We start from the raw sequence: 25,367 nt of genomic DNA, 5'->3' as shown, positions 1-25,367 counted from the left end.
CCATGCCGCTGTTCGAATACGAAGGATACAAAACCGACGGGAAGACCGTCGCCGGCGTGGTCGATGCGGACAACCCCCGCACCGCGCGCGCCAAGTTGAAGAAGGACGGAGTCTACGCCACGGCCGTCAAGGAGGGCGTTCTCCAGGAAGCCAAGCCTCTTTCCAAATTCGCCATCTCCCTCCCGTTCCGCCGCGCCAGCACGCAGGACGTGGCAGCGATCACCCGCCAGATCGCCACGCTCCTCGCGGCCGGACTCACGGTCTATGAGACCCTGACCGCCCTTATCGAGCAGGTGGACGATCCCAAAATGAAGAAGGTCCTCTCCCAGGTTCGACAGAGCGTAAACGAAGGAAAATCCCTCGCCGACTCCATGATGGAGTTTCCGGAGGTGTTCTCCTTTCTCTACGTCAACATGGTGAGATCCGGCGAGGCCAGCGGCGCGCTCGATGCGGTCCTCCTCAGGCTCGCGGAATTCCTCGAGAACCAAGTGGCCATTCAGAACCGGATCCGCCGCGCCCTCTACTATCCGGTCTTCATGACGGTGGTCGGTTCCGTGTTCATCTTCCTGGTGTTCACATTTCTGCTGCCCCGCATCCTCTCGATCTTTGAAGAGATGGAAATGACGCTCCCGCTCATGACCCGGATCCTCCTCATGATGTCGAGGAACTTCAGCCGCTTCTGGTGGCTCCTCATCCTGGCCATCGCCGGAGGCCTGTACTCACTCAATCGCTTCCGCAAGACCGACCGGGGGAGGTTGGTCTTCGATCGGTTCTTCCTCATGCTGCCCGTCTTCGGGAAGATCGTCCGTGAACTCGCGGTGGCCCGATTCAGCCGCACGCTGAGTACACTCCTCTCGAGCGGCGTGAACATCCTCCCGGCGCTGGAGATCTCCAAACCGGTGGTCAACAACGTGATCCTCGCCGCTTCGATCGATGAGGCCCGCAAGCGCGTCTCGGAAGGCGCGCCTCTCCATGAGCCGCTCCGACGAAGCGGACTCTATCCGCCCATCCTCATCCACATGGTGGCCGTCGGCGAGCGCAGCGGCGCCCTAGAAGAGATGCTCATGAAAGTCGCCCAGAACTACGAGATGGAAACGGAAACGAAGATCAACGGCCTCGTCACGCTCCTCGAACCGGTGATGATCATTGTGATGGCCGGCGTAATCGTCTTCCTCCTGCTCTCCATCCTGCTACCGATTCTCCAGCTCAGCCAGATCACGATGTAGGCCGCATGAAGGAATGTTGTCATGTATTCATGGAGTCATGAGGTCATGTGACGGAGAAGAGACACCCGTCCGAGCACATGATCACATGACTACATGTCCACATCCCCACATTTTTGCATGACCCCATCACCACATCTTCACTGAATCTTGGCTGCGGAGAGGGCCGCCAAGCGGGACTGGATCATCCACCGTAACCACTACGATCACTTCTTCACTCCCGCGGACTTGCGCCGAATTCTATGCGATCGTTTCCGGATCCTTTCCGTCCGCCGCGAAAAAGACGGCCTCTGGGAGTTTCTCCACGTCCTCGCCCGACTGCGCTGAGAGGCCGACCGGGTGCCTATTCGACAGCGCGGAGGACTTCGGAGACGAATCGGGATTCCGGCTGGGCGCCGACGAATTCGACGGTGTCGTTGACGATGATCTTGGGGACGCCGGAGACGCGGTATTTCTGAACCAAATCCGGAAATTCGTTGGCCTCGATGACGTCCGCCGTCACGCGCTCGCTCGCGATGGCCAATTTGTGGGCCAGCCTGGCCGCACCGGGGCAGTGGGGTCAGGTCGGCGTGGCGAAAACCTGAATGTGGAGGTCCTTATCCAGCGTTCCCAGGGCATCGAGCGTCTTCTGGCTCAGGTCGGCTTCCCCCTTGGATACGTCAACCAGATCTTCGATCAGCGCGGAGAATTCATAGCCCGATGGGATTCCGAAGTACCGAACTCGGCCCTTCGCCGCGCCTGAGAGCACGAAGGCCGGAACCCGTTTGACTCCAAGCTCATCGGCACGGGCCGCGTCGCGCGTGATGTCGTGAACGTCAAGCGTGAGCTGATCCGACAGGGCGGCAACCTCGCCCAAGAGTTCGCCCGTTTCCTTGCAGGTCGCGCATTCCTCGCGGCCGGGCACGAAGATCCGGCTGTCCGGCCGGGTGAAGTATTCGATCTTGACCGGCGCCGACAGGTTTCCGTTGAAGTGGTCCCGGATGGCCTGGCCGTCTTTCTCTGAAATCATTCCCATCGACGATCTCCTCAGCACAGCCTTTCCAAGACTCTCGTCAGCTTCTCCCGCACCTCTCCGGCAATCTCCTTGACCCGTGCGTTCCCCTGGGCCGCCATCGTCAGGACCGGATCAACCGCCGCGACCACGGCCTTCCCGGAATCTCCCTCGTAGATAATCACATTGCACGGCATCAGGAGCCCGATCTCCAACTCCGCTTGCAAAGCCTTGTGGGCAAAAGGTGGATTGCAGGCGCCCAGGATCTTGTAACGGCGAAAATCGACGTTCAATTTCTTCTTCAGCGTGTCTTTCACGTCGATTTCCGTCAGGATGCCGAACCCCTCGCTCTTGAGCGCATCCGGCACACTGGACAGCGCGGCGTCATACGTCGAATTCAATTCCTTTCTCATTCCAAACGTGGCCATCTCAACTCCCTTCCTCCGGCTTGTCCGGTGCCGGATCTGCCTTGCGCGCCGGCCGGCACGCGTCGGGACGCGCTCAAGTCGGCACACCCAGCCGCGGGAGGACCCACGTCTGGAGTACGATCCATCCGACCATGAATCCTGCAAGGACCAAGCCGTTTTCAAACGTCATTATGTTTGCTCCCAGTATTGAGGGCGTGAGTTCGGTCAATTGTTACACGGTGGATTCTCCTCGCGGTTGGCTTTACCCGATTGAAGGTCTGGGCTAAAAGACTCGCATGACCCGATCGGCACTGGCGCTTTTCGTTCTCGCCGGCATCCACGGGATAGGGTGCGGCAACGATGAACCCCTGCCGACGGCCCCCGAAACGTTTTCTCCATCGCTCTTCGACTGCACCTCCACATCAAAGCTGCCTCTGCGCCGCTCGCCCGTTCCGTTGGGTTGTGTCATCGATTCCACGTGTAACCAAGGACCGACGGTGGTGGTGCATCGAGGCGCCGGCGGGGAAGGGGGCGTGATCGCGCCCGAGAACAGCCTCTCCGGTCTGCGCGCCGCCGTCTGGATGGGAACCGATGGATCAGAAATCGACGTGAGAGATACCTCCGATGGCCGACTCATCCTCATGCACGACGGCAACATGAAACGCACGACCGGCATCGACGCGGAAGTGGAAACGAAGTCGGCCGGCGAGATCACATCGATTCCGCTCCTTGCGCCAAACAACCGCTTCAAGGGAGATTTCGCATGCGACCATGTGCCTGCCTTCGAGGACGCCTTGGCGATCGCCCGGGACCGGCTGGTGATTATTTTGGATACCAAGACGAGTCGAATCGATCTCGTGGTTCAGGCGATCGAGTCCTCCGGAATGATCGATCAAGTCATGATCAGCGTGTCCGACGCGGAGCGCGCCGTTCAAGCACGGAAGCTGAATCCCGCCGTCCACGTGCAGGTCCGCCCGGATACGGAAGAGGAGATCCGCCGGCACCTCGCGCTCTTCGACCGCCGACCCGAAATCTTCGAGATCCCTTGGCCGCTCGGCCCTCAAGCCCGCCCCCTCGTCGGTTCCGAGCCCAAGCTCTTCTCCGACATCTTCACAGAGGATGCCGTGACGGTCCTGCGGAGCAAGCAAGGAACGCACGACACGTCCCACTATTCCCCCATCTTCGACGCCGGCATCCAGATCGTTCAGACGGAATTCCCCGCCATTCTGCTCCAGCATCTCGATCGCTGGCTCTTCAAAAGCGATCCCTGGCAGCTTCTGCCTTAGCCTCTCCCTCCTGTCACGAATTGCCCGAATGGCGCACTCACCCGATAATGGTGACGGCGTGAGTCTCCATTCTACTTCCAAACGCCGTCCTCCGAGCGAGGCGAGGAGGGCCGCGTGAATCCCGAAGCGCCGTCCCTCCTACCACCCGGACCCCGAATGCCCCCTCTGCTCCAAATCCTCAACTGGGGGTTCCGTCCAATTCCCTTCATCGAAGCGTGCAGAATTTTCCATTCGGCGGGGGAGTTCGACGGTGCCTTGGCACGGTGTTCGCCACGTATGAAATCAAAGTAAGCGTTCACCCCCACCCTGACCTCCGCCAGCAGGCGGATCCGCCCTCCGGCGTGACTCCCCCGTCGAGGGGGAGGGGGTAGGCGCAGGCTTCATGCCTGCGTCTGAAGACGCACCCATAAAGGGTGCGGCTACCACCCCTTCCCCCCATGAGGGGGGAGGAGAGGATGGGGGGTGCTGAACGGATACAAATCAAGATTGTTGCCTCGCAGGTTTTCTCCAGATTCCGGCTCCGGCTGGCCCCCGGGTATCGCGCACGAGTTGTCCGACGAAGTATCACCTTTGCGCCGTCCAGGGGAACGCGCGTCATTCTGGATGGTCCTTCGTTGTAAGGTACGCTACGATGCCCGCTCGAAATGGAGACGCGCAATCCCCTCGTCCTCATCTTGCTCACATCCGCTTTCTCCCTCGCTTGCTCGGAGGTATCTGAAAAGGATGTCGCACCGATCACGCCGAAATCATGTTCCCCCCTTCAGACGGTCGTCCGCCAGCCGGGCCTGATACCGGACGACATCGAAATCAGCCCGGACGGGACGGAGCTATGGGTCGCCAGCACGGATCAATCCGCGGTTCTGAGATTCGACGCCGTTTCGGGCGCCCCTCTCGATCCCCCGTGGATTCAGAACGTTCCGTTCCCGTGGGCTCTCGCGATCGGCCCCGAGTCCAATCCGGCCCTCTGGGTGACCGAATCCAACGCCGGCGTACTGCACAGGTTGGATCCTGTCACTCGCGCCGATCGCACGGTTCTCGATTCGCTCAGCCTTCCCATGGACATCGCCTTCGATCAAAGAGGTCGCCTGACCCTTTGCGAGAGCAAGGGACCCTTCTTCGCGTTCCCGGAATCGTGGGTTACGCGATTCGAAGGCCCGGCGGACGACCCAACTTCCCGCTCCACACTGTTGTCCGGCCTGCCCGGTGCATGTGATATTACTTACTCGTCAGGTGGAAGCCTGTATGTGGTCGCAGCCAATTCAACCTCGATCCTACGTCTAAGTGGGACAGGGAAGATGGAAACAGTTCCCACGGCGATCCAATCCCCCACGGACGTGATCTTCCATCCGGCAACGGGAGGGTTGCTGGTTTCCCAACTGGACGAAGTCGTCTGGATCAATCCCGAGAACGGCCACTCGGTTCGCGTGGCCTGCGACGGCATCTCACACGCCGAGGATCTGGCCGTTGCACCAGATGGAACGGTCTATCTCTCCGAAAGCCTCGGCGGGGACATTTCCCGATTCGAAATCATTCCGGAGAGTCAACCATGAGAAAGCAGGACACAGCCGGCGTCATCGCCCCATCCACAATCTGTCCACTGATCTCATTCAATTCCATCTCTCTGCGTTCCTTCGCCCTCCGTGGTTAAGCCTCCTGCACTCAATCCACCCAGAATTCGTCCGGTCTGAAACGGCTCTCCGTACGGACCTCAATCATGGCCTTGAACTTCTCCCGGAGCCGATCCACGTATTGCTTCTCCTCCGAATCGAGGCGGTAGGCGATGTCCGTGTGCGCCGTGACCGTGAACGTGGTCTTCTTATTCTCCCTCAACTTCTTTTCCAACATCCGCAGGATCTCGTAGCAGATGGTGATCGACTTCTTCACCTGGCCGGTGGCGTTGCACGAAACGCACGGTTCGGTGATGACGCCTCGTAGGCTCTTCCGTGTCTGAAAACGGGCCATCTCGATGACGCCGAGCCCGGAGAACCGCTGGATGATGGTGCGGCCTTTCTCGTACCTGAATTCATCCAGCATCGCGTCATACACCCTCCGCTCGTTCTCTTCCCTGGCCATGTCGATGAAATCCAGCACGATGAGCCCGCCGATGTTACGCAGTTTGATCTGGTACGCAATCTCCTGCGCCGCCTCCAGATTCGTCTTGAGCAGCGTCTGTTCGACATTGCCGCGGCCCACATAGTGCCCGGTGTTGACGTCGATGGCCGTGAGGGCCTCCGTTTCGTCAATGACAATGCTCCCGCCGGAAGGCAGGTCGATCTCCTTTTGGAGCGCCTTCTGAATCTGCGCTTCGATTCCATAATGTTCGAAGACGTGTTCATGGCCCTTGTAGAGCTTCACGCAGGGAAGGGCGCCGGGATCGTGCCTTTTCATGTAATCCACCACTTGTTGATAGGCCTCTTCCCGATCGATGATCAATTCTTCATCCCGCCCTCCGAGCATATCCCTCGCGGCCCGGATGATCAGGGGCGGCTCGGCGGATAGCAATTCCGGATCGCGTTTCTCATTGAACTTGTCCGCAATCTCCTCGGCCGCGCGGTAGAGCTCCTCGATTTCATGTACGACCGCCTCCTCATCCGCCAAGCCCGCGGCCGTGCGGAAGATGAGACCCGTACGCCGTTTCTGCATCCGGGCGCCAATATCGTGAAGACGGCGACGGATCCTCTTGTCCTCGATTCTCCGTGAAATCCCGAACATGGTGTTGCCGATCACCACCACGCAGAACCGCCCCGTGTAGGTCAGCTTCGTGCTGAGCTTGGCGCCTTTGTCTTTCACGGGGTCGCGGATGATTTGGGAGAGGATGCTGTCTCCCTCGCGAAAGACCTGTTCCAAGCGCTTCGGACGATTGCGCTCCTCCCAGCGCTCCATGACGTCCGTGATGTGCAGGAACGCCGTGCGCGTGTCGTTGATGTCCACAAACGCCGACTGCATGCCGGGAAGCAGCCGGACGATCTTCCCCCGATAGATGTTGCCGGTGAAGTTCTTTTCCTTGGGCCGTTCGATCAGGATTTCGGCCAGCTTGTCGCCCTCCAGCACGCCCGCGCGCGTCTCATACGCCGCCGCGCTGATGACAATCTTGATGGGCTGCGCCGGCCGACGCTCGAATTCCTCGGGCTCTTCCTCCTCGCGAGGACGGGGGGGGGGACCACTTCGATGACGCGGCCATCCACCGCCTCCGCCGCCCCGTTCCGCAAACGAGGAGCGGTTTTGCGACTGGGTCCTGGCGTCGCCTCCGCCCCCGCCACCTCCCCCGCGTTGACGAGGATGGCGATCATGCCGCTGGCGCGGCTGCTGTTCTCGCGGACGCTCCGTGGGTTCTCCCGCGGGCTCCGGTCGGGACTCGACGGGTTTTTCAGGTTCGTTCTCGTTCACTTCACTATCCTCACCTTCACGAATTTTCGTCTTCCGACCTGGACAACCAGCCCATCCTCCAGAGGCAGGAGGGCCTTTTCATCGTCCACGGTCTGTTCATTGATTCGAACTCCCTTTTGCCGGATAAGCCGGCGCGCCTCGCTCTTCGAGGGCGCGAGGCCGAGCGGACCCGCCATGGCGTCGCACAGGAGCAGGGGGGCTCCGGTCGCCGGCAGCCGCACTTCGGGCATGTCTTCAGGGAGTTCTTTTTTTTGGAACTTCATCGTGAAGTCCCGGGCGGCCTCGGCGGCCGACGCTGCGCCGTGCAGACGCCCCACGACCAAGGAGGCCAGCCTTTTCTTCGCCTCCATTGGGTGCCCGTCATCCACGGTCTCCGATGTCAGCAGCTCGTAATAGGTCTTCATTACGCTGTCGCCGATCGACATGACCTTACCGAACATCTCCACAGGGGAGTCTTCGAGAGCTACATGGTTCCCGAGCGATTTGCTCATCTTCTTCGTCCCATCCGTACCGACCAAGAGGGGAAGGAGCACGGCCACCTGAGGCGGCTGATCCAACGTCTGCTGAACCTCCCGACCCAACAGGAGGTTGAATTTCTGGTCGGTCCCCCCAAGCTCCACGTCGGCCTGAACACAGACGGAGTCGTAGGCCTGAAAGAGGGGGTAGAGGAGCTGCTGGATGTAGATCGGCTCCCGCCTCTCTTTCCGCTTCTGGAATTCTTCCCGCTCCAAGAGACGCTGGATCGGAGGCGCCCCGATGGCGGAAAGCCAATCCAGGAACCCGAAAACTCCTTCTCGGCCGATCCTCGAGATCCAATCGGAGTTCCTTCGTATCTCCACACCCTTCAAGTTGAGTACCTTCCCGAGCTGTTGCAAGAACCGTTCGGTATTGCGCTCAATCTCGGCCGGGGAAAGGGTTGGACGCGTTTGGTCGTGTCCCGATGGATCGCCCACGCGTGCCGTGAAGTCGCCCATGATGACCACCGGCACGTGACCGAGTTCCTGGAATTGGCGGAGCTTCTCGAACAGCACGAGATGGCCGAGGTGGAGATCCGGCGCGGTGGGATCGAATCCCGCCTTCACACGGAGCGGTTTTCCCGTCGCCAACCGGGCGGCAAGGTCCTCCTCCTTGATAATCTCCACGCAACCCCGGCGGATCAGGGCGAGCTGTTGGTCTGCTGGCACCATCAATTCGGGATCAGCACGGTGCGGCCGGACGATTTCTTCTCTTCGAGCCACGTCTGGGCTTTCGCCGCCTCGCTCAGAGGGAAGGATTTCGAGACATGCACCCTCAATTTTTTCGCCTCCACGAGCCGGATGGTTTCGGTCAGTTCGGCCCGCGAGCAGGAATCCGATCCGATGATCTTGAGCGCCTTGAGGATGATGATCCCCGGATTGAGCTCCACGCGCTCGCCAGTGACGTTCCCCACCAGGATGAGGCGGCCCCCCGGCTTGAGACACCGGAGTGAGGAGTTGAACGTCGCGCTCCCGACGATCTCCACCGCCACGTCCACCCCGCCCATCGGTCCGCCGCCGATCTCCTTGTGGAAACTGCCGGTCGGACTGACGTGTACCTCGTCCGCGCCCATCTCCTCCAAATGCTTTTTCTTCCCGTCACTCGACGTCACGGCAACGACCGAGGCCCCGCACTGTTTGGCAACCTGGAGCGCCATGGTACCCACGCCGCCGGACGCCCCCGTGATGAGGACTTTTTCGCCCAAGCGGACGTCGGCCCGCACTTTCACGGCCCGCAGGGCCACCGCCGCCGTACACATGAGGACCGCCCCGTCGGTGAACGGAATTGAATCCGGCAGACGCACGAGGCTCGTCTTCGGAGCGGCCACGTATTCCGCGTATCCGCCCGGCCAGGTCAGCCCGAAATGGGCGTGGGCGTGCTCGCAGTGGATCTCGTCGCCAATCGAACATGGGCCGCAAAAACCGCAGGGGTTCCGGTGAAGGTTCACCACGCGATCGCCCGGCGACCACTCGCCCGCGTTCCTTCCCACCTTCACCACCTCGCCCGAGAACTCATGGCCGGTAATAATCGGAATCTGGATGAACGGGAACTTTCCCCGCCGGTCGAGCAGATCCCGGTAGCACACGCCGCACGCGCGAATGCGCACCAAAACGTCGTCATCACGCAACTCCGGATCGGGCACGGTTTCATAGTGGAGCCCCTCCACCCCGCCGGTCTTGTGCAACACCACCGCCTTCACGACATCTTCTCCGCACTCTCAAATCTCAAATCTGAAATCTCAAATTGTCTAATGGGCCACCTCCACTCCGCGCACCTCGCGGATCACGGTCACTTTGATCTCCCCGGGATACGTCATCTCCTGCTGGATCTTGTTCGCGATGTCTTTGGAGAGCATGTACACCTCGTCATCGTTGACTCTCTTGCAGTCCACCGCAACGCGGATTTCGCGTCCCGCCTGGATGGCGTAGGCCTTCTCCACGCCGGGGAACGACTGGGCGATTTTCTCCAGCGAGTCCACGCGCTTGACGTAGTTCTCCAGCGATTCGAGTCGCGCCCCAGGCCGCGCGCCCGAAATCGCGTCCGCCGCCTGCGCGATGACGCAGAAGATAGTGGGCGGCTCGGCCTCGTGGTGCCCCTCCACACCCTTGATGACTTCTTCGGACTCGCCGCATCGGCGCAGCAGATCGGCGGCGATGTCCATGTGCGTCCCCTCCACCTCGTGCGACACGGCCTTCCCGATGTCATGAAGGAGACAGATCCGGCGCGCCAATTTCTGGTCCAGGCCCAGCTCCACGGCGATGATCCCGCCGATGAATCCTGCTTCAACACTGTGGTAGAGAACATTTTGCGAGTAGCTCGTTCGGTATAAGAGCTGCCCAAGATGCCGGACCAGTTCAGGGTGCATCCCGTGGATCCGGAGATCCAGCAGGGCCTTCTCCGCAGCGTCCATCATCCGCTTGTCCACGTCCTTCTTCGCCCGCTCCACCACCTCCTCAATGCGGCCCGGATGGATGCGCCCGTCTCCGATGAGTTTCTTGATCGCCACTCGCGCCACCTCGCGCCGCACTGGATTAAGGGAGGAGAGCAGCAACGTGCCCGGGGTGTCGTCGATCACCACGTCCACGCCGGTTGCCGCCTCGAAAGCACGAATGTTGCGGCCCTCCCGGCCGATGATGCGCCCTTTGACCTCGTCATCCTGAAGGTCGATCACCGTGGTCGTCGCCTCCGGTGAAAGTTCGCCCGCCCAGCGCTGGATGGCCTCGACAATAATGTGCTTGGCTTTCTCTTCCGCGGTCTTCCGGGCTTCTTCCTCGTGTTTTCGCATGGCCTTCGCCACTTCCATCTTGGCTTCCGCCTCCATCTGGGCGGCGAGCTGCTTGCGGGCGTCCTCGCGGCTCAGACCGGAAACCTCCTCGACCTTCGCCACCAGGCGGTCCCTCACGCCATCCGCCTCCTCGATTTTCCTGCGCAAGGTCTCGCTTTGCTCGGCGAGCGTCCGCTCCTTGCGCTGAAGATCCGACTGCCGCTGCTCGATGATCTTGTACTTCTGGTCCACCACCTCATCCCGGCCCCGGAGCTTGCGCTCCCACTTCTCGATTTCGCGCCGCCGGTCGGCAATTGACTGCTCGGCCTCCGTCCGGATCCGGTTCGCCTGATCCCGGGCCTGCTTCTCGATTTTCTCCCGCGCAGACTCCGATTCTTTCCGGGCACCTTCGGCCAGCCGCGCGGCTTCGGCCTGGGCATCGGCCCGATTCTTCTTTACTTTCGTGGAGTACAGAACAGCCGTGAGAAGACCCGCCACGGCTGCTCCGATCACCACCGGTAAACCGAAGGAGAGGAGAATTTCAGGCATGGGTGTGAATGACCTCCTTTTCCGTGACGATCACGTCGACCGGTCGGTCGTGCGCCTGTCGAGGCAATTCGTTCAGGAGTTGAAAATCGAAGCATAACCCGCAAGCGACGCTGGAGGGCCGGCGTCGGCCGAGAATGCGATCGTAGAACCCCCCCCCGTGGCCGAGCCGGTTGCCTCGACGATCGAAGGCCACCCCCGGCACAAAAAAGAAATCGATGGCGTCGAGACGATTCCGCCGGCCCGCGCGCGCAACCGGCTCCGGAATCCCCTCGTAGCCCGGACGGAGGTTATCCCACCGATCGACGCGATAAAAGGCCAAGCGGCGTCCCGACACCTTGGGCAGCGATACTCTCTTCCGCCGCCGCCGGAGCCGGTCAAACAGGAACCCGGTCGCGACCTCATTCCGCATGTCGCGATACAGCGCCACGCTTCGGGCGGACCGGAGGGCGGACAGCCTCAGGGCCAGAAGGCCCACGGCCCGGCTCCGGCCCTCGTGCTCGGAGGGAGTCAGTGCCCGGCGGCGTCTTAGAAGTTTGGCTCGAATGTGTTCTTTGCTGCCCACCATCGTTTGTGGGCGGAGACCGGGAGCGAGGATCGGCTGTTTCCCCGGGAATGCGGTGGAACGGTTGAAATTGAACCCCTACGGTGTAGGGGGGGAACGGTGCAACCGGTTCTCGCAAACCCCCCGAAGAGGGTGACGCGTCCCCGATCGAACGGAGATCCCCAATGACTTACCACGATGGCTCAATCTCAGGCCGCGCTCACCCACATCCCAGGGAAACATATTTTTCATACGTTCTCAGCTTTTGCTTTCTGTATCTTTCGAAATCTCAGCTTCCACACTTCTCCGCAGTTGCGAAACCTTGGTCAAAACGGCTTCGTTGTTCCTCCTTTCCTCCAGCAACTGACCCGTAATGTTCAGCGCTGCGAGGAGAGCGATTTGTTCGGTTGTGCTGGTTTTGTTGGCGGTGGCCACCTCGCGCATCTGACGATCGATGTGATGCGCCACCTCCTGCGTGAAAGCGGGGTCCCGGCTGGTCTTGATCGAGAAGACATGGCCGTACACCTTCACTTTCTGATTACGACTCATGCCTCAACCCCCATTCGATCCAAAGCTTTCACGACCTTTTCCAAACGCCACAGCACCTCTTTTTCTCGTTCCTTCTGCCTCGCCTGCCACCCTTCCAGCCTCGTCAGCTCCTGATCTTTCCCCGTCAGGTTCTGCTTGAGCTGAAGGCGCTGGGACCTCAACGTCCGGGCGCGGTTTAGAAGGGAATTCGTCACTTTTTCAAGCTCATCAACCGCATCGATAACGGTCTTGGCTTCCACATTTTCGATCATAACATAGAGCTGACATGCGTCAAGGCCAGCCAGGGAGGGTGCGGTACTTGCCGCCAGGAAAGCCGTCTCAAGGACGGGCGGCGCCTGAACGGCAAGTGCCAGCCAGGGACGGTGCGGTACCCCGCCACGCAAGCCGACCACGATGGGAGGCAAAAGAAGGCGGGGTGCGGCAGGCTGTGCTAAAATGGCTGCGAATGATCCGCCGCATCGGTCTTTCCAAGAGAGTCCTGGGGCTTGATATCGGCCGCCTCTCCATCCAGGCCGTAGAGCTGTCCGGAAACGCCCGGAAACCCGAGGGGTTGAAGCTCTATGTCGAACCGGTCCCTTCCGGACCCGACCTCGCCCCGGAGGCCGCTCTAAAGCAGGCGCTCGTTGCGCTCCGGAAAAAGCTGGTCTCGCCGGAACAGATTCGCGAAATCGTGCTCGCGGTGCCGTCGAACCGCGTCTTCCACAAGACGTTCATCGTAAAATCAAAATTCAAGGATCGCCGCCGCCTCGAAGCGGTGCTCCCCGGCGAGATGGAGGACCAACTGCCCTTGGAAATCGAGCAGGTGGTTTTCGATTTCGCCATCCTCGGCAGCGAAGCCGCGGGGGCAAAGGTGTTCGTCGTCGGCTCGAAGAAAGAGGCGCTCAAGGGGCTCCTGACTACGCTCAAGGAAGCCGGGCTCGAGCCGACCCGGGTGCAGAGCAGCCTTGTGGCGCTCGGCCAGGTGGTCCTGGCCGGTCCACCCACCGCGAAACCGGTCGGAGTCCTGCATGTGGCGGACGGCTATGCCTCCATAGGAGTTTTCGAAAACGGCCTTCTCAAAGTCGGACACACGGTGTTCCTCAGCCGGAACGGCCACGGACCCGAGGCGCAGCTCGTGCGGAACATGCGTCAGGTTCTTTCCCACTCGGAGGTCGAATTCCAAATGCCGGTAGAACGATTCTTCATGAGCGGGGATCTCTCTCCGGACGACCCGGCCATCTCCCGCCTCCGTGAAGAGCTCGGTCTGAAGGTCGAGGCCGCTCCGCCCCTGTCACCCGCTACCTCGGCCGGGGGTCCGGCCCGCACGGCGCCGCAGGATCGTCAGCGCACCCTTGTCGCGCTTGGGAGCGCCCTGAGCGCAATGGACTCGAGAGACCTCTCGCGCCTGAATCTTCGTCAGGGTGAATTGGAGTACCGACGACAGCGCGCGTTCTGGCAGGCGGAGTGGAAGGGGCCCGTCCTTCTGGCCGCCGTTCTCGCGGGCGCCGTGTTCGCCGATTTCGCGACGGGAGCGATTGTGCGCATGCGGCAGTCCGGCAAGATTAGATCTCAAATGCGCTCGGACTATCTGAGACTGGTCCCCGAAGGCGCCTCCACACCCGCCGGGAAGGAAGTGGAGGATCTGAAAGCCCGCGCACACCGACTCGAAATGGCCCAGCGCGGCGCGCAGAACACGCCCTCGGCGCTCGACATCCTGACCGACATCAGCCGCCTGCTTCCCGAGGAGAGCCTCGCCACCATCTACGCCCTCAAGATCGAAGAAGTCCGCGGCACGCTTGAAGGGCGGGCGTCCTCGTTTGCCGGCGCGGAATCCATTTACCAAGGCCTGCAAACCTCCAAGCTCCTGCGAAATGTAAAGCTCGCCCAGACTCGCGCGACTTCGGGCGGGGAGGTTCAGTTCAGCGTGTCATTCGAACTGGCCCACGCCAAGATCGGGGGAGCCGCGCGATGATTTCCCACCCCTTCCCACAAGAGCTGAAATCTCAAATCTCAAATCCTGAATTCCGGAGAGGGGTGATGGGGTGAGGGCGCTTTCGAAGCGAGAAAAGTTCCTGGCCATCGTGGGCGGCGGAATGTTTCTCATGACGTTCCTCTTTTTCCTCCTTCCTGGTATCTCCAAGAAAATTGGGGAAATGCGGGGACCCTCGGCCACTGCCCAAACGGACCTCGAGGAGTTCGAGCGGCTGAAGAGTCGCTACGAAAAACTCAAGCAGTCCGCCCAGGCGCAAGGCATCTCCACGGGAGTGGCACCTTCCCTCGTTGCGGCGATGGACGGGCTGACCCGGCAGAGCGAAATCGCCCAGGACCAGGTCCTCAGCATGATTCCCTCATCCAGCCCGCCTGCCGCGGAGCTGCCCCTGGAGTACGTGGAGGTGAAATTGGAGCGCCTTACACTCAAGCAACTGAGCAACTACCTCGTCAACGTGGAAGGGTTCAGGGAACGATCCATTCGAACGGACCGGCTTCAAATTCGCAAGCGATCGGACAAGCCCGAGCTGCTGGACGCCGTGGTACGCGTCTACTCGCTCTCCCCGCGCGGCGGCTGAGCCCCAAAGCCGCTTGAGTCGTTTTCCATGAAAAAAGATCATCCCCGTTGGCCGTACATTCTATACGGGAGTGCCATGACGCTCATCTTCATTGCGCTCCTCTTCCCCTATGAGAAAATCGCGCAGAAGATTCTCGCCAAAGTCGATCCGGCCGGCCGGGTCCTCATCGATTTCGAAACGCTGAACCTTGCGCTCCCGATTGGGTTGAGCGCGCGCGGAGTATCGCTCGCCATTCCTCCCAGCCTGCCCACGATCTTCATGGACCGGGTCGTCCTGACTCCGTCGTGGACGATCTTCAAGCTGGAGCCTGGAGTATCATTCCGCGTTCGCGGCTTCGGCGGATCGCTGAGCGGTTCCTATCGATGGAAAGGCAAGAAGACCGGCGTGAAGGCGAAATGGGCATCGCTCGATCCGACACAACTCCCTTTGCCGGCGTTGGTAGCCCGGAAAATCAAGGGCTCTCTCTCCGGCGAAGCCGAAGTCACCGTCGACACCGCCACATCGTTGTCGCTGGACGGCTTCATTCAGCTCCATGGGGAGAAAATCCGATTGGACAATCTCGACCTTTTCGTCGTCCAGATTCCGTCCGGCGAACTCGGCCGGCTGGATCTCCAGATCGGCTTCGACAAGTCCCAAGCGATCCTGCGGGAGGCTTTTCTTCAAGGCCGCGATCTCGCCGCCCGAGCCGACGGCACCGTCGTTCTCCAAGCCCCTCTCTCAAGCAGCCCGCTTCATGCCGAAATCTTCTTCAAGCCCATGGGCGATCTAGTCGCCAAACTCACTCCGCTCGTCAGCGGCAAATTGCGTGTGGACGGCGAAGGCTACTACCGCCTCGCCCTCGGCGGCACCCTCGGCTTCCCCATCCCGGAATTGTAATTCTCGCGTATCCGTTCAGCCCCCCCCCCACCACCATCCTCCCCATCAAGAGATGAGGGGGCTGTTGACCTTGGGTGAGCGGAGGCATACCGTATCTCCCAAATGGCCCTTGGCCGCGTCAGTTACGGGTATCGTCCAAAACCGCCAGGAGACCGCCAGATGGCTGGAATATCAGGGTAAGATGGTTACCTAGTCAGTGGTTTACCGGACCAGGACGACCGCCAAGGGGGCATGAAATGAGTAAAAACGAAGGGAAAGGGCCGCGCTTTGTACGATATTTCGGTCCCGTCCTTGAAGCATTGAAAGAACTTGGCGGCTCGGGTAGTCCGGAAGAGGTCCGAAACAAGACTGTCTCGCTTCTTAGCATCTCGGAGAAGGAGCAGGGCGAACAGATGGAGAGTGGCCAATCTCGGTTTGCGAATCAAGTGGCATGGGCTCGGTTCTACCTAACCCGAGCTCGCTTGCTGGACGAGTCGTCGAAACGAGGTGTATGGAGCCTGACAGAGAAGGGGCGCGCAACCACTCTGTCTCATGCGGCGGCCTTGCAGCTCTTTAGGGAGTTGCACAAGTTGTTCACTGCCGAGTGGAAAGCAAAACCAAGGACGGATGGAACAGAACAGCTTCTTGAAGAGTCATTGCCGGAGTCTGCGGTAGCGGCGCGGGGCCATGGCCACCGTGAAGGTCTGTTGCTGCTGATAAGAGCGCTCCCCTCTGCTGGTTTTGAAAGACTGTGTCAGCGGCTACTTCGAGAGTCGGGATTCCAGCATGTAACGGTTACCGGGCGATCTGGTGACGGGGGAATTGATGGGAATGGCGTTCTTGAAGTCAATCCCTTCGTCAGCTTCCGCGTTCTCTTCCAGTGTAAGAAGTATAGTGGCACAGTCACGCCTGGACAGGTGCGTGATTTCAGAGGAGCCATGGCCGGCCGTGCTGACAAGGGCATCATTCTTACGACAGGAACTTTCACGGCCGACGCTCGTCAAGAAGCTGTGCGAGATGGTGTCCCTCCGATAGAGCTTGTAGATGGCGAGAAGCTACTCGATATGTTCGAAAAGCTTGAGCTCGGCCTCAAGCCCCGGGCTGCTTTCGTTATCGACGAATCCTTTTTCGAGGACTTCAAGAAGTGATGTTGCCGGCGAACAAGGCGCTTGACCCGACGGGCGCCATTGAGGAATCTATAGCGACCGCGGGTCAGCGCAAACGTTGGTCGTCATGAAGCGGCATTGCTTGCAGAGGAAGGCATGAGAGAACCAGCATTGCGAGCACCACGGAACAGGACGCTGGCACTCTCTGAGCAAGACGCCGAACGCCTGCGTAGGCGACTGCTTTCTGTCAATCAGCCAGTGACTTTGTCGGAATGCGCCGGGCGAACGATCCTCGGCGACTCATTGTTGGTCCTGCCCCTATTGCCCAAGAAGTCCGTGGACTTGCTGATCGTTGATCCGCCCTACAACCTAACCAAGGAATTCAGAAGCTCCACATTCAAGAGACAGCCCCTCGCGGCATACGAAGAGTGGCTACACTCTTGGCTCTCGCTGGCTGTCGAACTCTTAAAGCCTTCGGCCTCAGTGTATGTGTGCAGCGAATGGCGATCCTCTGGAGTCGTCCAACGTGCTCTTGAACGGTACTTTCTTGTGCAGAACCGGATCACGTGGGAACGTGAGAAAGGCCGCGGCGCCTTACGTAACTGGAAGAACTGCTCCGAGGACATTTGGTTTTGTGTTCTCAGCGACCAGTACTCCTTTAACGTAGAGGCCGTGAAGCAAAAGCGCCGGGTGATTGCGCCCTATCGTGACGTAGACGGAAAGCCGAAGGACTGGAACGAGGAAGCCAACGGCGGTTTCCGAGTGACCCACCCTTCAAACCTATGGACTGATATCTCAGTTCCCTTCTGGTCCATGCCAGAGAACACGGAGCACCCGACTCAGAAACCGGAGAAACTGTTCGCCAAGCTTCTGCTCGCCAGCTCAAAGCCCGGAGACTGTGTGCTCGATCCTTTCTTGGGTTCCGGCACCACGTCAGTGGTAGCGAAAAAACTCGGTCGACAATTCATCGGCATTGAGCAGGAGGAAATCTACTGCCTGCTTGCCGAGAAGCGGTTGGAGCTTTCTCATCACGAGCCTTCGATTCAGGGCTACTCCGGTGGCTACTTCTGGGAACGTAATTCTCTCGCGTTCCAGGACACGAAGAACTCAACGCCGAGATCCAACACGACCGCGCAGTCTTTCCTAATCGAGGATCAGTCATGATGAGCCGGCTCTTTCATAGCAATGACTACGTGTTGATCCAGGCCCGGGTCCGAGATTTGATCAATGGCAGTCCAGATTTCCTATCGAAGAACACCGCCCAGAGCCCCAGGGCTGTGGGAGATGCCATCGAAAACGTCGTAGCGGCATCCTTCGAGAACATTCTTGGCGAGCACTGTGGCGAGTACTCCCCGAACTTCGCTCGCCGGGCAATGGCTGACCTTGCGTTCAAGGATCGCGAAGGACTGTACTACATCGTCGACGTCAAGACGCACAGGACCGACACGAAGTTCAACATGCCGAACCTTACTTCCGTGGAACGGTTGGCGCGTTTCTACGAGGACGACAGCAACTTCTTCACGGTTCTTCTCGTCAGCTACAGCGTCGAGGGCGTGAAGGCAAAGGTCACCCATGTCACATTCGTGCCCATCGAATTCCTTGGATGGGATTGCCTGACGATCGGGGCCCTCGGCTGGGGCCAGATTCAGATCGCCAACTCGAATCGTGTGACCGTGAATCCGGGGTACCCGCGGAAGCGTTGGATGTTGGAGTTTTGCGATGTCATGTTGGAGTTCTACCCTAAAGAGATCGCGAAGATTGGCGAACGGGTATCTCGCTTCGAGCAGGTCCGTGAGTTCTGGTCGAGGAAATCCGACGAATGACGCCCAACAACCGGTTGCAGCGGACGGTCCGCTGCGCGGCCCGCCGCTGAACCGGAGCGTTGTCGCGGAAGATATGCGCCACGGTGCGGGCAAAGAGCACCGGTATTTCTGCTTGGGACGAATCGGGGGCGGCATCCTGACCGTTCGATTCACATACCGAAAGGAAGTTATCCGGATTCTCGGAGCGGGGTATTGGAGAAAGGGAAAGAGGATCTATGAAAAGCAAAACCCGATACACTGACGAACCGATGGGAAGCCCCCGCTTGGTCGCGGACTTCCTGCCGGAACCCAGGGATCTCGCCTACAGGGAGGAGAGCGTGAAGGTTACGATGGGGCTCAGCAAGAGAAGCGTTCAGTTCTTCAAACAGCAGGCGCGGAAGCACCGAACCCACTACCAGAAAATGATTCGCATGTTGGTGGATCGGTACGCCGCACTCTATCAAGAACATACGCCGGCAGATTCATCGAGCCGACGCGGAGGCCCACGCGAGTGAGGGGCACACGCACGATCGAGGATTTGCCTCGATAGGGGTGAGCTTTAGCTCGCCAGGAGTTTCACGGCCATCGTGCAGACGGCCGCGGTGAAGGCGGAAGAGATCAAATAGAATCCCCAGTGGGATCGGACGTCCTTCACGAATCCGATCACGCCCCTGGGGTCCTCCACGGCCCCGCCATCGATGTTCAATACGGCTCGTTTCCAACTCATCGGGTTCCCCCCTTCGGCAAACTCAGGGCTCCCTGCGGCCCTGACTCTAGTGAAGCACCATTCCATTCCATACTCCTTTCATCGGTAGAACCCGCCAAAGATGAAGCAGGACCCGTGCCAGGAATGTTGCGTCAAAGGTTATTGATCTCTGCCCGAAATCGCGGCGCGTTCTGAATTGTGTGAGCGGCGTCACGTTGAATATTCCCCATAACGGGCAGTGTGTGTCCCCCAGGTGCGCGGTGCAATGTTGTATTGGCCCCACGGAACTGTGACAATGATCACGATGGACGCTGCACCCAGGCATCTTCCGACCACCGTCCCAGTCTTTCCGCTGCCGAACGTGGTGCTCTTCCCGCATACTCGAATGCCGCTCCACATCTTCGAGCCGCGCTACCTCGAAATGATCAACAATTCCCTTTCGGGTTCGCGCCACATCGCCATGGCCCTCCTGAAACCGGGATGGGAACCGCAGTATCGCGGCGCTAGGACGGCTGGCCGTACCCGAAGCGCCGAGGAGGGCAGCGAAGGGGGCGACCCCCCCGAGTTCTGCTCCATCGGATGCCTCGGGCGGATCGTCGCCTGGGAGGAGCAAGCGGAGGATCGATACAACATCGTTCTGCTCGGGGTTCAGAAAGTCGAATTCGGAAGCACAACTCATGATCGCTCCTACCAGGAGGCGCCCATCCGAGTCCTTCTCGATCACCTCCCGGAATCTCCGGACTTCGCCCTGCGGCTTCGGCGTACGCTCACGGAAACCGCGCGCACGCTTCTGAGCCTGCAAGGGCAGCCTCAAGAGCAGGTCGACCAAATGATGTCGACAACCGAGTCCATGCCGATGGAGGTCGTCACGAATTGGGCGTGTTTCCTCCTCAACATCGAACCGGCCACGAAGCAGAGCCTCCTCGAACTGGACGACGTGGCCCTGCGGTGCGAACAGGTCACCCGGATCATGGTCAGCCGCATTGAATCCATGTCCAAATCCTCCCCATCCTCTCCACCCACCACATCCCCATCCAGCCTGAATTGATTCCGAAGAAGGCGACCCGCTTCTTCCGGCCCCGGCGCATCGGAGGGGAGATCGCCATTGCAACCGCCCTGCTTTTTCTCCTGCTCGGCTGCGAAAAGAAGTATGAGGTAACCGTCATCGGGGCCAACTCGGAGCACGATCTGAGGGAGAAGCTGGGAATCCCTGCGAAGGCAAAGCGCGTGATCGTGTTCGGGCAGAACGCGCACATGGATCTGGACTGGCAACTGACATTCCCGGAGTACTACGACCGGTACGTTGAGAAAATTATCCGGAGCTCCCTCGACATTCTCGATGAAAACCCGCGCTACTTCTATTCCATGGCCGAAATGGCATTCCTAAAGCACCACCTTGAAAAACATCCCGAAGATCGCGAGCGGCTGAAACGGCACACAAAATCCGGACGATTTCGTATTGTGGGCGGAGGGATTACGAGTCCGGACGTGGTGCTGCCCACGGGCGAAGCCCTGCTGCGAGACTTCATGCTCGGCCGCCGGTTCACCATGGAGGAATTCGGAGTCGGCTCGGCCACGGCGTGGCTGCCCGACGATTTTGGCCTCGGAACCGGCCTGCCTAGTCTGCTCACGGCCGCAGGCTACAAATACGCGGCGCTCTCGCGAGCGGACGGCATCGACAACTTCATCATGCCAAATATGAAATACACACCTCGCCCGGGCTCCACGGCCGAGAAGCTGTTCAACGAGAAGGCCATCGACTTCTGGTGGAAGGGTGCCGATGGCACGCGGATCTTGACCCACTGGATGCCCTATACATACTGTCAAGGAGACAACATCGATTACGACGAACCGTTCCAGCTACCGGGGGGCCATCTAGGCCCGTTCAAACCGGATGCCGAATCCACCAACGCCAAGATCGCCATGTACGTCTCCCAACTCGCGGATGTCAGTCCCACCGACTACATGTTCGTCCCCATCGGCTGCGACTTCGCGCTGCCGAAACCGCGACTGGTGGAATACATGGACAACTGGAACGCGACGAAATATTCGGAAACGGGAGTGTGGGCGTTGGCCGCCACTTTCGAGGAGTTCGCTCGACTGGTGGAGTTTCAGGGCAAGCGCGTCCCAGAGCTGGAAGTGGATATCGCGCCGTACTGGATGGGCTTCTTCGGCTCGCGAGTCGAACTGAAAAAACTCCACCGCGAAGCGAGCTACCTCCTCATGCAGGCCGAAAAATTCGCCACACTGGAATCGCTCTTCGACCCCGCGGGCTATCCCAAGGCCGAGCTCCGCGAACTCTGGGAAAAACTCGCCTGGAGCAACCATCACGACTACCTCCCCGGCACCAGCCCGGACAAGGTCTACAAGGAAGAGCAACTTCCCATCCTTCGAGACGTCATCCTCCGGGGGCAATCCGTCATGGACAGTGCACTCCGAAGCCTGACCGCGCGTTCCCAAACAACGGACGAAGGCGCTGATCCCTTTGTCGTCTGGAATTCCCTCTCACGCTCAAGAAGTGAAGTCGTGAATGCTGGTGAATCTACGGATGGGCAAGGAACACTATTCGCGGCGAACGAGGTTCCTCCGATGGGGTTCAGGGTTTTGGCCAGGCAAGGTGGACCGGCGAGTACGTCTCGCGCGACTCCGCGCTTCGCGGCCATGAGTCCAAGCAAGCAAGAAGTCGATATCATTTCATACCTGGATGATGGCGGGATGTGGCGACTGGGGCACGAGATGGACGGGTGCCGCTTTGAGCGTGTCGCACTTGCCCGCCCTGGAAGCGAATCCGCTGAGGTAGTTGCAAGCGAACCGCTCGCAACTGTCACGATCACTCGATTGGATTTGGAAGGCTCGGAAGTCCGTCAGGAAGAATGGAGCTACGCGGGACAACCCGGACTCCTCCAGAAGCTGACAGCCTCGGCACCAAAGGATTCAACGATTACCGCACGGGTCGAAACGAGGTTGGGCCATCCGCAACTCGTCACCGCCACGCCGTATGCGTGGACGGCCCGACCGCTCAAGCGTCACTACGATCCGACGTTCTGGCCCGTGTTGGAATGGCTGGATGTCTCCGACCCGACGGGGAAGGGAATGTTGTTCGTCAGCCTCGCGAGCCAAGGGTGGCACGTGGGCGAAAACGCCGACGTCGAAATGATGATCACGCGAAACGCCTCGCTGGAGAAATGCCAAGTCCTCGGCGCGATCGGCACCGATCCCGATCCACACGAGGTATCATTCTGGATCATCCCGCACGATGGCGCCATCGACGCGGCGGAGGCATACCGTCAAGCATTCGACCTCCACCAGCCCCTGATTTCCGTCCCCACCGACGCGCACGAAGGCACCTTACCGGCAAGCAAAAGCTTTATCGACCTCGAGGGCGCGGAGCTGATGGTGTTCAAGCGATCCGAGATTGACGACTCGCTCGTTCTGCGGCTCTTCAATCCGCTCGACACGCCGGTGAATGTCAAGATGAAATCCGCCCTGCGCGAATTCGGACTCAAACAAGTCTACGAATCGGACGCAATGGAGGAGCCGGGGAAACGCCTCCCGGATCTCACGGACGACTACACCCTCAGAATGGACCGGCACCTGCTGACGCTCATCATTCGGTAGGCGCGGGCCATGGTCCATGCCGCACCATCCGTGGTGCGGCGACATATCATGGTCCCATACCCTCCGTGGCATGGGGCTTCAGCCCGCGTCATGTAAGCAGCCCGAAGGCTGCGGCTACCAAAACGGGCCGGCAGGCCCACCGCCGGCGAACCCGGCTTCGCATTGACACGGCGCGTCATACTGTGTAACCCTACCCAAGCGGGTGGTCGTTCCGCCCGCGAACGCATCGGAGCCGAGGCCAGAGCCCGATGGACCTTCCACTCCTCGCCCGTGGAGCGAAGCGGAAGGGACGAGGCGAATCCCGGCTACTTACGCGAAGGAGGACTCCAATGGGAATGAACAAGGCCTGCATCGGCCGAACCTACCCCGAAATCGGCTACGCCGTCACGAAAGAAGGAATCCAGAAATACTGTCTCGGCATCAACGAAACGTCGCCCTTCTTTTGGGACGAGTCGAAAGACGGCGGACTCATCGGTCCTCCGCTCTTCGGCATCGTACCCTCACTTCCCGCATCGGCCGGCCCGCTGTTCGATCCCGATCTCAACGCGAACATCATGATGCTCGTTCACGGTGAGCAGGACATGACGTTCCATCGACTCCTCAAGCCCGGCGACGAACTCAAGACCGGCGCAAAGATCCTCAACATCGAAGACAAGGGCTCCGGAGAACTCATCACCGTCGAATCCACGACCAAGGACAAGTCCGGCGCCGTCGTGCAGGTCGCCAAAGGCGGCTACTTCATCCGCGGCGGTGGCAAGGGCGGCGGAGGCAAGAAAGATGAACCGGCCCCGGAGGCTTCCAACAAGAAACCCCTCTTCACGGTCGTGATGGAAGTGGCCAAAGACCAGTCGATCCGATACGCCGAAGGTTCAGGCGACCGGAACCCGATTCACGTGGACGACAACGTCGCCAAGATGGCGGGACTGCCGGGAATCATCATCCACGGCATGTGCACATTGGGCCTTGCTTCCAAAGGGATCATCGATAAGCAGCTCGACTCCGACCCCCGAAAGGTGAAGCGAATCGCCGTCCGGTTCGCGAAGATTGTTCTGCCCAAGGAGACCCTCTCAACGGAAGCATGGATCGTGGAGAAGAACGACAAGATGACCATCCTGGGATTCGAGACAAAGAACCGCGCAGGAGATCTCGTCCTCAAGAACGGTCTCGTCGAGTCCGCGAACTGAGTTCGCTTTTCGCATACCGCCTCACGCGGTCGATCAACTGAAAAGGAGCCGCTCCAAGGAGGAGCGGCTCAGGTTTCGGTAGTCTCTTTCTTCTCCGGCTCGGGGGAGTCCTCCGCCGGCGCCGATCCTTCGTCGTCCGGCAGATACGAGGTGGATGACCCAGGCTGAAGCAAACCGGCTTTCCGCAGGCGCTTCCGCTCCTCCTTGATCCGTTTCTTCTCCCGCTTGCGCGCTTCGCGCGCCCTCTTCCCTCCGCTATCGGGCATGGGCCTCGTTTATAGGCCCGGCCAGGCTCAACGAGGTTGAGCCTACCATCGTTGGCCCGAGCGACCTCCGCGGTTGCCGCCCCTGAAATCGCCTCCACCGCCTGAGCGGGGAGCCTGCGGGCGTGCTTCGTTCACCGTGATCGTGCGATCACCCAACGTCTGACCATTGAGCTGAGAAATGGCCGCATTCGCTTCCTCCTGCGTGCTCATCTCCACAAAGCCAAATCCTCGGGATCGTCCGGTCATCTTGTCCGTAATGATCGTGGCCGATTGCACCTGGCCCACTCGCGAAAACGCGCCCTGAAGTTCTTCGGTGGTCGTCGAATAGGACAGTCCACCAACATACAATTTTGTTCCCATGATTACCTCATTTCCCCCTGATTAGCCGGAGTCGCTCCCTTCCGAATGTTGATTTGGCTCCTGTGCGTGGAAGAGATTCGCCGGATGCCACCAGGCATTGAGTTGAAGTATGCCCTTGCTCGATGGGGCGCACCTTCGCATACTGCCGCCTTTGAGTCAAGCTTGCTTTTGATCCTGTGGTAGTTCAGTGAAAATGTCCTCCTGTAACTGTTCAGTGATTCTGTCCTCTTTCTTCGTGTCCGAGATGATCTTTGGAAAGGAGATTATCTTATGGACGAAGGAGAGATTCGGTTGAGTCAGAGGCAGTGGCAACGGTTGCACGTGGTTCGGTTGATGTTGGAAGGGCGTGAGACGGTGAAGAAGGCGGCGGAGTTGCTGGGGTTGTCGGAGCGTCAGGTGAGGCGGTTAAGGCGGAAGGTGGATCGGGAGGGGGTGAAGCTTTCGCGCGTGACCGTGCGCCGGATCCTGCGGCAGGTCCTCACCCAGAAGGGCATTCCGCTGTCGATTTACATGGACCGGCACGGGATCTTCCGCCGCAACGACGCCCACTGGACGCGGGAGGAGCGTAGGGGAGGGTCTTCAGACCTTCCCGACAAGAGGGAGCAAGTAGGGGAGGGTCTTCAGACCCTCCCGACAAGAGGGAGCATCTGAAGATGCTCCCCTACGAATCGCTTGAGCGGTGTCTGAAGATACCTTCCCATCCGAGCGAGA

General features: G+C 59.9%; 30 protein-coding genes. 17 read left to right on the top strand and 13 right to left on the bottom strand.

Going from position 1 to position 25,367, the window contains the following annotated elements:
• Nucleotides 1-2: 2 nt before the first annotated feature.
• A complete protein-coding gene (gspF, locus tag HYT87_03210) occupies nt 3-1,226 on the top strand; it encodes a type II secretion system inner membrane protein GspF (GenBank protein MBI2058755.1) in 1,224 nt (407 codons plus the stop codon).
• A gap of 147 nt (nt 1,227-1,373) precedes the next feature.
• Nucleotides 1,374-1,550: a hypothetical protein gene (locus tag HYT87_03205; GenBank protein ID MBI2058754.1), complete on the top strand. Its 177-nt coding sequence runs from the start codon at nt 1,374-1,376 to the stop codon at nt 1,548-1,550.
• Between the two features lie 16 nt (nt 1,551-1,566).
• Here the strand turns inward: HYT87_03205 and HYT87_03200 are convergent, their stop codons facing one another.
• Genes HYT87_03200 through HYT87_03190 form a run of 3 tightly spaced genes read right to left on the bottom strand, consistent with a single transcriptional unit; the run spans nt 1,567 to nt 2,642 of the window.
• Nucleotides 1,567-1,746, bottom strand: coding sequence for a thioredoxin family protein (locus tag HYT87_03200; protein MBI2058753.1), 180 nt, complete (start codon nt 1,744-1,746; stop codon nt 1,567-1,569).
• A 36-nt stretch (nt 1,747-1,782) separates the two neighbouring features.
• Nucleotides 1,783-2,238: a thioredoxin family protein gene (locus HYT87_03195; protein MBI2058752.1), complete on the bottom strand. Its 456-nt coding sequence runs from the start codon at nt 2,236-2,238 to the stop codon at nt 1,783-1,785.
• A gap of 11 nt (nt 2,239-2,249) precedes the next feature.
• The gene (locus HYT87_03190) at nt 2,250-2,642 is read right to left on the bottom strand and encodes a DUF302 domain-containing protein (GenBank protein ID MBI2058751.1); all 393 of its coding nucleotides are present in this window, start codon (nt 2,640-2,642) and stop codon (nt 2,250-2,252) included.
• A 275-nt stretch (nt 2,643-2,917) separates the two neighbouring features.
• Here HYT87_03190 and HYT87_03185 point away from each other — a divergent pair, with 275 nt between their 5' ends.
• The 3 genes from HYT87_03185 to HYT87_03175 all read left to right on the top strand — a co-directional run bounded on the left by HYT87_03185 (nt 2,918) and on the right by HYT87_03175 (nt 5,457).
• Nucleotides 2,918-3,907, top strand: coding sequence for a glycerophosphodiester phosphodiesterase family protein (locus HYT87_03185; protein ID MBI2058750.1), 990 nt, complete (start codon nt 2,918-2,920; stop codon nt 3,905-3,907).
• A 215-nt stretch (nt 3,908-4,122) separates the two neighbouring features.
• Complete coding sequence (locus HYT87_03180) at nt 4,123-4,278, top strand: cytochrome P450 (protein ID MBI2058749.1); 156 nt, start codon at nt 4,123-4,125, stop codon at nt 4,276-4,278.
• Nucleotides 4,279-4,551: 273 nt separating this feature from the next.
• Nucleotides 4,552-5,457, top strand: a complete 906-nt coding sequence (locus tag HYT87_03175; GenBank protein MBI2058748.1) for a hypothetical protein — start codon at nt 4,552-4,554, stop codon at nt 5,455-5,457.
• Nucleotides 5,458-5,566: 109 nt separating this feature from the next.
• On the opposite strand, the gene HYT87_03170 is transcribed toward HYT87_03175, so the two are convergent.
• The 7 genes from HYT87_03170 to HYT87_03140 all read right to left on the bottom strand — a co-directional run bounded on the left by HYT87_03170 (nt 5,567) and on the right by HYT87_03140 (nt 12,452).
• Nucleotides 5,567-7,294: an Rne/Rng family ribonuclease gene (locus HYT87_03170; protein MBI2058747.1), complete on the bottom strand. Its 1,728-nt coding sequence runs from the start codon at nt 7,292-7,294 to the stop codon at nt 5,567-5,569.
• Entirely contained in the window at nt 7,291-8,481 is a 1,191-nt protein-coding gene (locus HYT87_03165) for a tyrosine--tRNA ligase (protein ID MBI2058746.1), read from the bottom strand. The genes HYT87_03170 and HYT87_03165 overlap by 4 nt, the downstream gene beginning before the upstream one ends.
• Nucleotides 8,481-9,509, bottom strand: a complete 1,029-nt coding sequence (locus tag HYT87_03160; protein MBI2058745.1) for an alcohol dehydrogenase catalytic domain-containing protein — start codon at nt 9,507-9,509, stop codon at nt 8,481-8,483. The genes HYT87_03165 and HYT87_03160 overlap by 1 nt, the downstream gene beginning before the upstream one ends.
• A 48-nt stretch (nt 9,510-9,557) precedes the next feature.
• Nucleotides 9,558-11,123 (bottom strand): ribonuclease Y, encoded by a 1,566-nt coding sequence (gene rny, locus HYT87_03155; GenBank protein ID MBI2058744.1) that lies wholly within the window; start codon nt 11,121-11,123, stop codon nt 9,558-9,560.
• Nucleotides 11,116-11,685 (bottom strand): 5-formyltetrahydrofolate cyclo-ligase, encoded by a 570-nt coding sequence (locus HYT87_03150; GenBank protein ID MBI2058743.1) that lies wholly within the window; start codon nt 11,683-11,685, stop codon nt 11,116-11,118. The genes rny and HYT87_03150 overlap by 8 nt, the downstream gene beginning before the upstream one ends.
• A gap of 237 nt (nt 11,686-11,922) precedes the next feature.
• The gene (locus HYT87_03145) at nt 11,923-12,213 is read right to left on the bottom strand and encodes a cell division protein ZapA (protein MBI2058742.1); all 291 of its coding nucleotides are present in this window, start codon (nt 12,211-12,213) and stop codon (nt 11,923-11,925) included.
• The gene (locus HYT87_03140) at nt 12,210-12,452 is read right to left on the bottom strand and encodes a hypothetical protein (protein ID MBI2058741.1); all 243 of its coding nucleotides are present in this window, start codon (nt 12,450-12,452) and stop codon (nt 12,210-12,212) included. Before HYT87_03140 ends, HYT87_03145 begins: the two co-directional genes overlap by 4 nt.
• 206 nt (nt 12,453-12,658) lie before the next feature.
• Between HYT87_03140 and pilM the strand changes: the two genes are divergently transcribed.
• The 8 genes from pilM to HYT87_03100 all read left to right on the top strand — a co-directional run bounded on the left by pilM (nt 12,659) and on the right by HYT87_03100 (nt 19,037).
• Nucleotides 12,659-14,164 (top strand): pilus assembly protein PilM, encoded by a 1,506-nt coding sequence (gene pilM, locus HYT87_03135; GenBank protein ID MBI2058740.1) that lies wholly within the window; start codon nt 12,659-12,661, stop codon nt 14,162-14,164.
• Between the two features lie 70 nt (nt 14,165-14,234).
• Nucleotides 14,235-14,759 carry a hypothetical protein gene (locus HYT87_03130; protein ID MBI2058739.1) on the top strand — a complete coding sequence of 175 codons (525 nt, stop codon included), beginning with the start codon at nt 14,235-14,237 and terminating at the stop codon, nt 14,757-14,759.
• Nucleotides 14,760-14,786: 27 nt separating this feature from the next.
• Nucleotides 14,787-15,635: a type II secretion system protein GspN gene (gene gspN / locus HYT87_03125; GenBank protein MBI2058738.1), complete on the top strand. Its 849-nt coding sequence runs from the start codon at nt 14,787-14,789 to the stop codon at nt 15,633-15,635.
• 236 nt (nt 15,636-15,871) lie between these two features.
• The gene (locus HYT87_03120) at nt 15,872-16,762 is read left to right on the top strand and encodes a restriction endonuclease (protein MBI2058737.1); all 891 of its coding nucleotides are present in this window, start codon (nt 15,872-15,874) and stop codon (nt 16,760-16,762) included.
• A gap of 114 nt (nt 16,763-16,876) precedes the next feature.
• Entirely contained in the window at nt 16,877-17,884 is a 1,008-nt protein-coding gene (locus tag HYT87_03115) for a site-specific DNA-methyltransferase (protein ID MBI2058736.1), read from the top strand.
• Entirely contained in the window at nt 17,881-18,543 is a 663-nt protein-coding gene (locus HYT87_03110) for a hypothetical protein (GenBank protein MBI2058735.1), read from the top strand. The genes HYT87_03115 and HYT87_03110 overlap by 4 nt, the downstream gene beginning before the upstream one ends.
• On the top strand, nt 18,440-18,784 hold the full coding sequence (locus HYT87_03105; GenBank protein ID MBI2058734.1) for a BrnT family toxin: 345 nt from the start codon (nt 18,440-18,442) through the stop codon (nt 18,782-18,784). Before HYT87_03110 ends, HYT87_03105 begins: the two co-directional genes overlap by 104 nt.
• A complete protein-coding gene (locus HYT87_03100; protein ID MBI2058733.1) occupies nt 18,759-19,037 on the top strand; it encodes a CopG family transcriptional regulator in 279 nt (92 codons plus the stop codon). Before HYT87_03105 ends, HYT87_03100 begins: the two co-directional genes overlap by 26 nt.
• Before the next feature lie 44 nt (nt 19,038-19,081).
• Here the strand turns inward: HYT87_03100 and HYT87_03095 are convergent, their stop codons facing one another.
• Nucleotides 19,082-19,249, bottom strand: coding sequence for a hypothetical protein (locus tag HYT87_03095; protein MBI2058732.1), 168 nt, complete (start codon nt 19,247-19,249; stop codon nt 19,082-19,084).
• A 283-nt stretch (nt 19,250-19,532) separates the two neighbouring features.
• On the opposite strand from HYT87_03095, the gene HYT87_03090 reads away from it, so the two are divergent.
• The 3 genes from HYT87_03090 (at nt 19,533) to HYT87_03080 (ending at nt 24,030) form a co-directional block, all read left to right on the top strand.
• Nucleotides 19,533-20,276, top strand: coding sequence for an LON peptidase substrate-binding domain-containing protein (locus tag HYT87_03090; GenBank protein MBI2058731.1), 744 nt, complete (start codon nt 19,533-19,535; stop codon nt 20,274-20,276).
• Entirely contained in the window at nt 20,273-22,846 is a 2,574-nt protein-coding gene (locus HYT87_03085) for a hypothetical protein (GenBank protein ID MBI2058730.1), read from the top strand. Before HYT87_03090 ends, HYT87_03085 begins: the two co-directional genes overlap by 4 nt.
• Nucleotides 22,847-23,175: 329 nt before the next feature.
• Entirely contained in the window at nt 23,176-24,030 is an 855-nt protein-coding gene (locus HYT87_03080) for a MaoC family dehydratase N-terminal domain-containing protein (protein MBI2058729.1), read from the top strand.
• 68 nt (nt 24,031-24,098) lie between these two features.
• Here the strand turns inward: HYT87_03080 and HYT87_03075 are convergent, their stop codons facing one another.
• Nucleotides 24,099-24,296: a hypothetical protein gene (locus HYT87_03075; GenBank protein ID MBI2058728.1), complete on the bottom strand. Its 198-nt coding sequence runs from the start codon at nt 24,294-24,296 to the stop codon at nt 24,099-24,101.
• A gap of 42 nt (nt 24,297-24,338) precedes the next feature.
• The gene (locus tag HYT87_03070; GenBank protein ID MBI2058727.1) at nt 24,339-24,656 is read right to left on the bottom strand and encodes an RNA-binding protein; all 318 of its coding nucleotides are present in this window, start codon (nt 24,654-24,656) and stop codon (nt 24,339-24,341) included.
• A 270-nt stretch (nt 24,657-24,926) separates the two neighbouring features.
• Here HYT87_03070 and HYT87_03065 point away from each other — a divergent pair, with 270 nt between their 5' ends.
• A complete protein-coding gene (locus HYT87_03065; GenBank protein ID MBI2058726.1) occupies nt 24,927-25,307 on the top strand; it encodes a helix-turn-helix domain-containing protein in 381 nt (126 codons plus the stop codon).
• The last annotated feature ends 60 nt before the right edge of the window (nt 25,308-25,367 follow it).

The organism is Nitrospirota bacterium (assembly GCA_016180645.1).
GTDB lineage: Bacteria > JACPQY01 > JACPQY01 > JACPQY01 > JACPQY01 > JACPAV01.
Note: the sequence above shows the minus strand (reverse complement) of the source record. Positions and strands in the feature narration are given on the sequence as shown.